Raw genomic sequence first — 13,193 nt, forward strand, 5'->3', positions numbered from 1 at the left:
TAGGGTTATTATTTAACGCAGCAAACTCAGTACCATACCAGGCACCAAGCAACCCAGTTAAACGCATATCCAAACTGGCAATATCACTTAGGTGATTAAGCGGCCAACGACGAACTTCACCTTTTCTGACTGCAATTCGCATCTGTTCCCAACGATATTCTTCTGAGTAATAAGCATATTGACTACGCTCTTTTACCCAAGATGATGCTGCTGTCAAGTCAACAGATCCTTGCTTAATCTCATATAAAACACGATTCCAGGGACGTGACTTAAAGGTTAGTTGACACTTAGCCTGACGAAATACTTCTTTGACAAATTTAATATCTAGTCCTGTGACCCCTTCGTCCACATCGTAATACATGAGCGGCTCGGAGTGTTCATCCCAGCCCATTATAAATTCTTTCTTGATACAATTAGCGGATACCCATAGTGAGCTGATTAAACTTATCGTTAGTATTAACCCTCTAATTTTAAAAAGACCATCATTCATCTTATTTAACCGCCCTACAGGTATTTCTTAATTATAATATCGAGCGGCGAATAAATGCCGTCTTTGGGTTTACCCTTAATAATATCAACGCCTTTTTGTAATAACTTAACCGCATCTGGATTTGAGTTTTTGTTAAAGGCAAAATGGGTTTTTGTTTTAGAAACCACATATACAACTTCAAAATCTTTCGAGTTATAACCTAAATTATCTAACATCCAGTAACCAACAATATCGTCATAAGACCAAGCATGAATGCGTCCTTGTGCAAGCATTTTAGCAAGATTCTGTGGATAGCTTGAAAAGTAAATCCCTGACTTTGATATTCCCAAGTTAACTATCACTCTTTCGCCTATATCATCACGCACCGCACCAATACGTATGTTATGTAAATCCGCGACGGTAGTTATCTTTATTTTACTATCTTTACGTGCAATTAAACTATTATTTACCTCCATAATGGGTCCCACCCAAGTAAACAGTTTTTCTCGCTCTACTGTTCGACTCATTCCAAAAAGCACAACATTTCTTTCAGATAAAACACGTTTATACCCCCTAGCCCAGGGTAAAACTCTAATCTCAGAGCGTTCTACTTTGCAATTTACTGAGGATGAAGCAGCAATTAAAATATCAACAACAATTCCTTGAAGAACATTATTTTCTATATAGCTATGAGGTGGGTATTCTTCAGTAATAAAGGTAATATCCCGTAAAGGGCAAGTAATAGCCGAGATTGAGTAGACAATAAAAAAAACAATACTAATGAATTTAATCATTTAAACAAATAATCATACAAGAATATTTTATTTAACTTGACTTAATTCTAGCCTTTATTTGGAAGGAACACATTTATGCCCCCCTGTCGGTATCAGTATATGTACAAGGGGGACAACAGTAAGCTTACAAGACACCCTCAGGTAACAGCTGTCCACCATCAACAACCAGTGTCTGGCCTGTAATAAAACTGGCATCCTGACTGGCAAAAAAAGCAACCGCACGAGCAATATCATGAGGTGTGCCAAGTTTACCTGTAGGAATTGCTTGAGCTACAGCCTTGATATAATCTTCCCCCTGATCCAAAAGGGACTCTGTAAGAATATTTCCAGGTAACACAGCATTAATCGTCACATTATGCGATACGAACTCCAAGGCTGCACTCCTCATAAAACCTAGCATCGCAGCCTTACTAGCCCCATAGTGAGTCCAACCTGGGTACCCAGTAAAGGGACCAGTAATTGATGACATTAATACCACTCTTCCATAGTTTTGCTCTTTCATAAGAGGTAAAAACCCCTTAATGGTAAAGAAAACACTTTTCAGGTTGGTATTTAAGACAGCATCCCACTCTGATTCAGTTATTTTATCCATCGTAGTACTCGGGTAAATACCCGCACAACAACATAAAACATCAAGCCTGCCATAAGCATTGTAAATAAAAGTGACTAACTCTTGTTGACTTTGCCTGTCCGTTAAATCACCTTGAAAAAATACAACATGTTTATCCTGTTTTTTATAATGTTCAACGAGCTGAGCACCTTGCTTTTGATCTCGACCAACAAAAACCACATTCGCATTTTCGACAGCAAAGTAGTCGACAATTCCCTTACCAATCCCCTTGGTACCTCCTGTGACAACAACTACTTGATTACTAAACTGGCTCATAAGAACTCCTTTTTCTTAAAGTACTACATACTTTCAGGTATTACATGACCCAATACGGGTTAACTCATACAACCCCCAAAAACAACTGTTGACTAGTCAATAACCAACAAAAACTAGCTTTCAGGCTGCATGCAACAAACCCTGGACAGCATGTCAACTGCCTATTTTTACATAATATCTAAACTAGTGGTCCATGCATAAAATAAATGGCTTTGAAGACCGTTACCCTACTTTACGCATGGCCCACTAGGCGCACTTTGCAATCACTATTGAAATCGCTAGTATTGACATACTTGGCGACGCCCTAATGCGCTTTTTTGAGCATAAAAAATAACACTATGGCATGCATTAGCAGCACCTATATTTATACTTATACTGATGTATTTTTTAGCAGAAGGTCAAGTAATACATTGCCTGCAGAGTGCAGTAGCAAATTAAGTAAGCAAGCTATAGTTCTCTGTCAACCATTACACCAAACACAAAATGAAAATAGCTCATCACAGCAAATCCCATAAAACCTTGTAAAGAATCAAAATCTTACCTTAATAACACCTATCAACTTTGAGAAAAAGTAGTGCAAATCCCCATTTAACCTATGTTATGCTTGCCAGCTCTGATGGTTTGAACACCTTCAGAAACTCTGGCTAGGTGCTTGTGTTGGTGGTTTCATAGCCTTACTTTGATTCAGATAGAAGATAGCCTGAGAGGCCCAGCTATCACTTTTATTTTATTGTGACAGCATTATCTGCTATAGAATATAAAGAGTAACAACAATACCATCTCAGGTTCCATCTCAGTCACTATACTGGTGTATAGTGGGTCAATAGTCATAAAGCTTTGGTGTTTTACCCACGATAAACGGTCCACCAAAGAAATGAGTTAGATCTAGTATCGTTTCCACTTTACTGGGTAATGTTTAACCAACTAATCTAAAAGCTTACTTATGTCATTACTGATTGAAAAAAACACTGTTGTTAGCTTCCAATATACCCTTACCAACGCTGAAGGTGACGTACTAGACCGCTCTGAGCAAGATGCGCCTATGACTTACCTCCATGGCGCTGGTAACATTATCCCAGGCCTAGAAAGCGCCCTTGTAGGTAAAACAGCAGGTGACCAGCTTAAAGTAACTGTGGCTCCTGAAGAGGGATATGGTGAAAAGCACCCTGACTTAATCCAGACAGTTTCCAGAGAACTTTTTGAAGGTGTTGAAGACATTCAGTCAGGCATGCAGTTTCAAGCTCAGTCTCCAGATGGTCAAGTTCAAGTCATCCGTGTTGTAGACGTTGCTGGCGATGAAGTTACAATTGATGCAAATCACCCCTTAGCAGGTGAAACTCTTCATTTTGAAGTTGAAATCACTCAAGTACGTGAAGCAGCGGATGAAGAGCTTGAACATGGTCATGCCCATTAACGGTTAGCCTTTGTTATCGCTATGCCTGTTGCACTGCATCATCTGCAATAGGTATAGCTTTCTCCTCTATCTAACAAACTATAAGTATATCTAGCCAAATTACCCTGAAATGTTATCTCTGAAATAGATTCACGCCTCATATTAAACAGTCGATAAATTGTTTTGCTCATCATCTTCTGCATAAATAACTTACTGTTTTTCCCTATACATCTGAAAACTAAAACTTCATCTGTGTATCCCTTTCACGAATCATTTAAATAAAAAAACACCAACTTTTTTCTTATTTATATTTTTTGCATTCTTTTTCATTACAAATTGATTATCTTATTTCACATTATTTAAATATTTTTGCCATCTTAATTAAGCTCGACTTTGGCCATCATTCAATACACATGACAGCTAAAAATAAGCTATTAGAAACAACAGGTTAGAATTAATTCATATCATGGTTTTCATTAGACATGAGTTAATTCAGGTTATAAACACTAAACTGTATTGCTTTACCTGCAATGCCTTAGCTTCTAAATGGCCAAAGTCGAGTTAAGGTTTTTCTAATTAACACCTTAGTACGTTTTAAAATATATAAGTTGAATGATGACCAAAAAGTATTGAAATTCTACTATTTTTTTTATAGCTTTAGTTTCGCAAATAAAACCTCCTAATTATGCGATGTAGATAATCACTTAATGAAGTAAGTTATTAAAGCAAGGTCAGCATGGTTTTAGCCCACAGCTGTTATTAATTTACTCAAAGCTGTTCTACAAATTACTCTGTAGGTAACCGCTCTGTATAGGTAATAGTTAAACAGGTGAGGGCCAGCGAATGCATACAGCTCCGAAATGTTTACTAAAGCTAATAAATACATTCAAAACAATATACACCTAATTTAATTAATATGAATATAGCCACACTGTTAATTATCGGTAAAAATAGACCATTCAATCAGGATGGTAATATTGTTTTTGCCCTAATTACAAATCGATACACTTAAACCAAAAAAAATCAATTTATTAATACATCATTAACAGCAACCAATATATTTAAAATATAGGGTACCTAAACAACCAGATTTTTTTCATAAACACAAAATAACAGAAAACACTATAATTCCAGTGAACTCGTAACACTAACAATTTAGAACCTAGTGTTTAGGCTTTAAACATGAAAAAAATTCATTTTTAGAACCTCCCTGTATATTGCCTACTTTTACTTACTATATACACTTAAAGGTCAATTATAATGTGGTCTGCCAAAAGTATTCATCCTGATAGTTTTGTTATTCCTGCCGATCTAAAAATAAATGCTGAGATTACTTCCATTCAACAACTAGCCAGTGAAAAGTACACCACTACATGGATTCTTGACGAATATGGTAAAGTTCACATAGTGAATTATCATGATGGACAACGAAAACATCCTGCTGACCTATCTTTCCTACATACCATATTACAAGAATCCAGTTATACATTTTCCCAGATTATTGCCACAGATACAGGATCAATTTTCGCACTCGACAAAGAAAATAATATTCATCGATTTCAACTGGATGACCAAAGCCTCTCCTGGCAAGTTGCTCAATCAACAACGATAGACAGCGCATCTCCCACCGACTTACAACAATCAATACAGCGAACAGACTTAACCTACACTGATTTACTCACATTTAAATCCAACCCCGCAGAAACTTTTGCTTCAGTCAATGCATTATGGAAGAGATTAAAAGCAGGTGAGGCAAGTGTTAGTATTCCTGGAACAGGTAATAGTGTAGACATCACTAATAACGTTTTAACCGGGCCTGCCCCCTTTCCCAACAGTTCGTCTAAAAGTCTGACAGCCCCCCTGATTAATTACTTCAAAGCACACCTTATTAATATCGATCCCAATAGACCCTGGTCTGCCCATAGTTTTCCTCGCCCTATTAAAACACTCTCCTATTTTCTACAACACAAGCTCACAGGCCGAAAAGGATTAACAAACCTCTACCAAGCCACTAAAACCCTTTATGCCAACCTGGCCAACAACACTCATACTGCTGCCAATAAAGTAAATATTGTTACACTATTGAGCCAACTAAGCAGCGATGACCGCCCAAATATTAACCGTCTTGATGACTCACAAGTTGCTGAAGCTAAAGATTTCCTGAGTTCGTTATACCAGCATTCAGAGCAACAGCTGACTCGTTTAGAAAAAAAACTGGGCATTTTAACAGAAGCGGGAACTTTAAACTCAAACTATAAACCCAACAAAACAGCCCATATCACTGCCGCATTAAACCCCAGCGTTACAACAGAAAACTTAACACACATTTGGAATAATTACTGGTCAACCTTTACTGACCAGAATGCCGAAAGCTCAATAACAGATGTTAAGCGCATTGCTCAGTTATTAGTCGAAAAGGAAACTTTTTTAAAAACACCTTCTTCAAAAAATAACTTTCTGCATCGGGACCAGTATGACAATGTTGGCTTGATTAATGCCGATATTTCTCTCGACTTAAATACTCATCAACAGGTCATTGCATTGCTTCGGGATGTCCAACTAAGAAAAATCAGTGCAGCAGATTTTTCTTCTCGACTAGAATCAATAAAAGGCAACTACACAAATAGTCCAATTAAAAAAGTTGCTGATTTAGGGTTTTCTAACTTTGATCGCCTTGAAGCCGCTTATGACAGCTTTAAGTACTTCAGCAAAGTGCTTAATAAATCCCACCATGCTGTCAATGTAGCAGCAGGAACATCCCTGGAAACTACAAATAGTAAGAACACCGTTGAAAAGCTGCACAACATTGTTAAAGACCTTTCTCCAGGAGAATCTGTATCCTTAGAGCGAAACTATGGTTTCGGTCTAGGTACAAGACTGGTCGTTAAAGGCGTGCCAGATTACCTTGATCCTATCCCTGTAATTGCCTCAGGTATGGACCGTAGTTATCAATTGATTATTTCGCGAAGCGACAGTGGCTACAACGTTATTGTTGGCCGAGATGGTACTATCCCCCTCTTTTTAGGCTACAGTCGAGGGATGTCCCACAAACTTAATGGTGATACTGATGACAGCGCTTCGGCAGAAGGTAGCGATTGGCAAACCAAGCTAAGACTACCTGGCGTTTATGGCAAATTCCTGTTCCGAGCAAAATTTAACAATGAAACCAACCTTGAACTAACGGAAGAAGAATTTGATAAGTTCTATAAACTACTGACAAATAAAGATGCCAATCCCCTCGATTTAATGACCTTTGCCCAAAAACTCGAATTTAAGCGAGGTCGAAAACTGGCTTTTGATGCTGATATTGGTGCAGGTACTGATTTGAATCTTGATAATAAGTCTTTACTGCCTGTTGACAATATAAGCCAAATGTTGCGTTTTCGAGGTCGTGCTCGAATTATGGTCAACGTATTATCAGGCACAAAGGAATGGTCAAGCACGACAACATCAACAGGGGAAAACAGTCATAATCATTCCAACAATAGCCTGAATGTTGTTAATAAAGCTAAAGCGGAAGTGGGCGTAGGTACTGTTATTCGTGGTGGTCCAGAACCCGATCCTGTTGGTGGTGGTGGCATGTCTAAAACCGACATAGCTCTGGAAGCGGGTATTGATAATAAAAGTGGTAAAAAATACGACTGGAGCTTTGTTAAAGCAGAATCTGTCGAACTGGAAAAATGGTCAAAAACAGCAACTAACTTACTTATCCACCACCGTAATCAACTCAATAATTCTCTGAAAAATCATTTAATATTACTTGAAAACATTTACTCTAGTGATGAAGTAAGCATTCTTGTCCCTAAACTAAAACAAAATATAAACCAACTTCTTGGTTCAGATAATATATCAACTGAATTTCGTAGTCAGCTTAATGAGCTTAATTTGTTAGTTCAACAACAAACACTTGCTGAAAAAGGCTACAGTCAACTGAGTAAAGTTAGCTATAGTAAAACATATTCTAATTTAAATCGTATTGATCAACCTTCTTTTTGGCGTCAGCTTTTCCCAAATAGTGAAAGTCATGTACACAACTTACAACAACTTATAAACGATGACGCTAAATTCCGCGTCATTGTCGCAGCCTTACAGGCTTCAGAAGGAACCGAGTTAAAAATTAAACTAAGCTTAACAGATGAAGCCAGAGTTAAACTTCAAGACTTATTACTTAGTAATGAGTCACACATGAGTGAAAACTTTGGCGATGAATTAACAAAGATAATCAGTCAAGAAAGTAATTATCGCATTCAATCGATGGAAGTTGCAGCTGCCACACAAAATGAAACATCCTTTGATGTGTTTGTAGGTGCAAAATACAAAAGCACCGCGTCATTTGGAATTAAACGCCAGTTAGGTAAAGTGGAGTTTAATTATCAAGATGGTGTACTTACTGGCTATCAACTCTCCGGTGATTTAAATGAATTAACAGCAACCCATTTAACGCATGCGATAAATAAATTAAACAATAAGCGCCACATTGCAGATCCTAAGCTACTATCCGACTTAACAGAATCACTACAACACACAAGAACTGATCCTGATGCCCCTTCCCACCAGAAGCTTATAAAGAGTGCTCGCACGATTGGCAAGTTCAATATGGGCTTACAATTAGCGCAATTACCAGGCGCAATTTACCAAATACAGGATGCGATTAATCGTGGTGATGTAAAAAACGCCGTTAAAGGAGGACTTGCCACCGGGTTTGATACCTTAGATTTATCCCTGGACCTTATTGCCAACAGTCGACATATACAGCATTTATCTCAGCGACTCGCCAGCTCTGCAGGTAAAGCAGGTGCATTTACCAGTTTTGTTGGTGCAGGGCTATCCGCTTGGAGTGCTGTTGATTCATTCACTGAAGCAAGCCGCTCTACAGGTCAAGCCAGGGTTGATGCTATTGTTAATGGCTCATTAGCGATAGCCAGTAGTTTAGTCGCAATAGCAACGGGCTTAGCTTCGTTAGTCACTGCAGCTGCTGGGCCTATAGGTGCCGCTATTGGCCTGGCAATTGGTATCGCTCAAGGAATATATAATGCTGTTCGCGTCACTCAACAACTACGCGAGGCAGGTATTAGCGAGGGCGACTTATGGCGGGCTGGGGCAGCAACGTTCTTTGGTTTCCCTGTACCTGAAGATATTCAAAATAAAGCTGTTCGTAATCAGGTTTTCAAAGCCTATCAAGATCAAATGACCAAGCAATTTGAGCAATTAAGCCGCTCAGGTATTGATAAACTGGTCTACAGTGAGGGGCATGTCGAAACCAGCTATGGTAAATATATTACTCAAGCAGATCGTCATGATTATCACAATTTATCAAACACCGAATACAAAGAATATTTACGGCACATTCCCAACAATAATGAGGGTCTCGTATTTGGTCATGAGCCTAAACCAGCATTAGTCATGGAAAAACCAAACTTGAGCAGCAGTGGTACTACCTTGTTTATGTTAGGAAAAGGCTACGATGCCGCAATTGGTGATTTAAATCGTAAAAATATTTTTCAGATAAATGGCTGGGGTAGAAAGCATTTAACCGGTGGTAACCAAAGTGATTTATTTGAATTTAATGGATGGCGCCATGGTGAGGGTAATGCAGATAATGGACAATCAACATTTAACGGCGGCCATGGTGAAGATACAATATCTTTTCGTAGTTACTTTAGTCATCGACCATCACGATACAGCCAGGGTGTTACCATTAATTTAGCAAAAGGCACAGGTGATACTCCTGCCACCTATAACTTTTTAGTGAGTCAAATTGAGCATGTTCTGGGTTCAGAGAAAAATGACCAAATAAAAGGCAACAACTTAAATAATGCGCTAACCGGCTTTGAGGGAGATGATAAGTTAGAAGGCCTGGCTGGCGATGATACACTTGCAGGAGGCAAAGGAAAAAACCAGCTTAAAGGCGGACAAGGTCATGATTCTTATTTAATTCAAGCTGATGATATTGAAGGCATTGAACATAATAACGTCATTAATAACTACGATAACCATTACCAAAAAAATTGGCAGGAATTGTACGACGATTACTATGCATCTGGAATGCGACTTAGAGAACAAGGTATTTCCTATCTTGATGATGAATCACTAGATACCCTTGCTACACAGTCCCGCTGGCATGCTGATCGTCAAATCAAAAAACCTAATCCATCATTACCCGTAAATTCTGCGGAAGATTTATTGATCACCAATATTTATAACTTAAAACTGGTACAGCAAGATAAAGACTTAGTGATTCAAACTCAACAACAGTCATTACGTTGGCAACAATTGTGGCAACAGCTACAACGTATCAAAAATCAAAATAGTGAGCAAACTGTCTATTTTGCCAAATGGCAAAAACTACTAACACAACGTTTCCCCTCAATTAATGTAAACCAAGGATTATTAACATCTATTGAGCAGGCAATTAAACATCCTGCTGCAATCGCTGGCCAGCATCCTCAATTGTCGTCCTTGAAAACTCAACTAGGAGATACAACTCAATACCAAGCTATCGCTACTGTGGAAAATTATTATGAAGGACGTGCATGGCAACATTTATCACTCATGGACTTGCAAGGTAATCGTTATTACTTTTCATCATTGGAGACAAATAAGCCACTCTCTGTTAACCAAGTGCAACTAAGTGATCACCAGGAGCTAAAAGGATATAGCATTAATTTACGCACAGGTCTAATCGAACAACAACTTATTTCTGGAACCCAGGTAACCAGCTTACTCAGTAATCACATTAGCTTAGTTCAAGGTAGTAAAGCTAATGATGAAATTCACGGAAATGAACAAGATAACTGGTTAGTAGGCGGAGCGGGTTTTGACCGAATATTTGGTGGTGCAGGTGATGATATATTAAACGCGGGAGAACAAGGTGGTCGACTGATTGGTGGTAATGGTCGTGACTTATATCAAGTTGATGGTAATCAACAGCAGGTTTTTATCAATAACAAAGCAGAAGATGGGCTTACCGATATATTAGAATTAACCAGTGGATCTCAATCTTTATCTACCTCATTTACCAATAAGCATTTAAAACTACATTATCAGAACACTCAGATTATTTTGCGAGAGTGGCGCTTAACTGGTGAAAATCAGCATCTTGCTGTTAAAATCACTGATTCAGAGCGAGCATCATTTGGCAGTCACTATTTTCAAATTAATAATAAAGGGGCTTTGCAACTAAATTATTTACAACTAAATGCAACCAAAACTGACTACTCTGTGAACCTATCAACACAACAATTGAAGTGGAATAATAATCATCAAACATTCTCAAACTCAATGGGTACATTAGCTGATCAAATTTTTATTACTTTAGGTGATGGAAATGATCGAGTCGTTGTTGACCAACAGCTCACACATTTAACACTGGGCAATGGGCGAGATACAGTTGAATTGAATGACCAAAGTACTGTTATTGTAATCGATAACACGGCCACTGACCTGCAGCAGGACATTGTTGCCTGGCATTCTCTACAACAGGATCAGTTGGAGGGCTACTTAGTAAATGATGACTTAGTGTTGTTGAACCAAAGTAAGCAACAGACTCTCATCGTTAAAGACTGGGCTGACAATGAAGATAACCAACACATTACGATTACCACCCAAAATGGTACTCAGCTGGGTACTAGACAATTAGATCAGTTAGTGCAATCAATGAGCCATATGTCTGATGAGTCATCAACTCATGATACATTGACGAACATCTACAATAGACTCAATACTGAAAATATACTGACTGCACATACATAAATAATAATGTATGTGGTATCCAAATAAATATTTTTATTTGGATACCACTTTCAACATAGTGCTTAACCAAATATATACATTTTACTCTAGATAAAAAACATACTGTTCTTTATTTATTTTCATATTATTTGTTAGGATTAATAATAGCGAAAATTTCAAATTGATGATTAAGGGCATAATACCCATACTTTAAATTGCAACAGAACGGGGCACTCAAGGAGCGAGCAAAAATGGAATTACAACCCACCATTCAAGCAGATCCATTATTACTGCAAATTGTTGACCACTTTATTCAAAAAGATCTGCGTCTTAATATGACTGTCAGTATTAATGGACTACTGGTCAAAGGTCAAGCCATTAGTTTTCAGGATTATTTGAAAGAGTTAGAAAATAACTTTCTAAACCATGTTACGCTTGACTTAAGCGGCAAAGCAGATACCGCTGAGGAGTTTTTTAAAACAGTAAAAGCTTCAGCAAGTTACCAACGCCAGCATCACATTGCGCCACATTATCTTCACCTAAACCAGGTTCACTATTTAAGTCAGGTTGACACTGATGCACCTCGATTGTTAAGAATACCTCTGATGGCAATAAATACCTTTGCGGTTGGCTAGATACGTCATAAAAATATAATATCCTTTAATACAAGCTTATCCCAGAATAATATTTTAAAGAAAAGGGGTAAGCTAATGACCACATAATGATTTAGCATAGCTTTTTTGCTCAAAATGGAAAAACAATAATTAACAAAAAATATGTTACTTCTTATCTTCTGTAGCTTCGGTATCTGCCACCTCATTTTCCTGCTCAGTATTATACTCTGTCTCAGTTGTTTTTAACTCAGCAGTAATTAACACATACTGCACAATATTATTTTGTATTAACCAACGCAAAACCCTCTCCAAAATTTTTAGACGCAGTCTGACGTCTACCGCAATAGATGCTTTTAATGTGTTTGTCTGTTGGTGAACCCAATCACAAAACCCTCCTAAAACATCCACAGTGATATCCCTGTAATTGATGAGCTTAAAGCCTGCCTGGTCGAGCCTCTGCTTATAGATAGCTTCAGGCACAACATTTTCTTCAGGGATTCTACAAATCGTTAGAAATCGCCTAAATAACCACGCTTGCCAAGGTACATTAAATGGCTGAGTTAGCAAGATATCCGTAATTCCCAATAAACCTCTAGGTTGCAAAACACGGCTTGCATTATCAAAAAATTCTTGTTTATCTGAAAAAAAATAAACGCAATCTAAAGCAATTATTTTATCAATACTTTTATCTTCTTGTTGTGCCAGTTGCATGTGATTACCTGACAACAACTCGACTTGTGGATACGCTTGACAACGTTCCCGCGCTAGTTGTAAGCGCCAGATGTTAAGACCACAGGCTTTAATCGTGTCAACCTGATAAAGATCTGCCCATACTAATAGCTGGTCGGGAGAACGAAAACCAGCATCAAACAGATTATCCTTAGGAACAAGATGAACTTCATCTGCAACAAGCCCTGCAAGGTTCATACATGCCTGCACGTAATTACTAACATTCCGCCAATACCCAAAGTTACACCAAGTGAACAAGGGAGCAGATGATGTATTTAGTAACCATTGTTCAGGCGTAAAGTATTCACCATTTACACGCTGGTCTTTGATTGAGCCACGGCATATGCTTATGATCAGGTCAGCCATCCCCGACATAACTAACCAAGTTACAATCACCCCAATAATCAATCCTAGAATAAACATAATGTCCTTATTCTGTTAAGCTGAGCTCTACCCCAAAACACAAGTCATTAAGTGACTATCTTTACATAAACATATCTTTTATAACTCAACAATTTAGTCATTTTCTTAAACTAAGCTATCAACCCCTACCAACATCAGATTCATTTGTTAACAC

7 protein-coding genes are annotated in these 13,193 nt (G+C 38.0%); 3 read left to right on the forward strand and 4 right to left on the reverse strand.

The features are described 5' to 3' along the window. The 3 genes from KCG35_RS16465 to fabG form a co-directional block, all read right to left on the reverse strand. A partial coding sequence (locus KCG35_RS16465; RefSeq protein ID WP_215820891.1) for a substrate-binding periplasmic protein occupies positions 1-490 on the reverse strand: 490 nt, incomplete at its 3' end. A gap of 14 nt (positions 491-504) precedes the next feature. Next, positions 505-1,263: a substrate-binding periplasmic protein gene (locus KCG35_RS16470; RefSeq protein ID WP_215820892.1), complete on the reverse strand. Its 759-nt coding sequence runs from the start codon at positions 1,261-1,263 to the stop codon at positions 505-507. 124 nt (positions 1,264-1,387) lie between these two features. Then, positions 1,388-2,149 carry a 3-oxoacyl-ACP reductase FabG gene (gene fabG, locus KCG35_RS16475; RefSeq protein ID WP_215820893.1) on the reverse strand — a complete coding sequence of 254 codons (762 nt, stop codon included), beginning with the start codon at positions 2,147-2,149 and terminating at the stop codon, positions 1,388-1,390. 943 nt (positions 2,150-3,092) lie between these two features. On the opposite strand from fabG, the gene KCG35_RS16480 reads away from it, so the two are divergent. The 3 genes from KCG35_RS16480 (at position 3,093) to KCG35_RS16490 (ending at position 11,908) form a co-directional block, all read left to right on the forward strand. After that, positions 3,093-3,563, forward strand: coding sequence for an FKBP-type peptidyl-prolyl cis-trans isomerase (locus tag KCG35_RS16480; RefSeq protein WP_215820894.1), 471 nt, complete (start codon positions 3,093-3,095; stop codon positions 3,561-3,563). Between the two features lie 1,239 nt (positions 3,564-4,802). Continuing rightward, positions 4,803-11,294: an AvrE-family type 3 secretion system effector gene (locus KCG35_RS16485; RefSeq protein ID WP_215820895.1), complete on the forward strand. Its 6,492-nt coding sequence runs from the start codon at positions 4,803-4,805 to the stop codon at positions 11,292-11,294. Positions 11,295-11,524: 230 nt separating this feature from the next. Continuing rightward, positions 11,525-11,908: a GvpU-like protein gene (locus KCG35_RS16490; RefSeq protein ID WP_215820896.1), complete on the forward strand. Its 384-nt coding sequence runs from the start codon at positions 11,525-11,527 to the stop codon at positions 11,906-11,908. Between the two features lie 144 nt (positions 11,909-12,052). Here KCG35_RS16490 and KCG35_RS16495 read toward each other — a convergent pair whose 3' ends face one another. Then, complete coding sequence (locus KCG35_RS16495; RefSeq protein ID WP_215820897.1) at positions 12,053-13,039, reverse strand: class I SAM-dependent methyltransferase; 987 nt, start codon at positions 13,037-13,039, stop codon at positions 12,053-12,055. Positions 13,040-13,193: the final 154 nt, after the last annotated feature.

Origin of the sequence: Zooshikella harenae, from assembly GCF_018837975.1 — a bacterium.
GTDB lineage: Bacteria > Pseudomonadota > Gammaproteobacteria > Pseudomonadales > Zooshikellaceae > Zooshikella > Zooshikella harenae.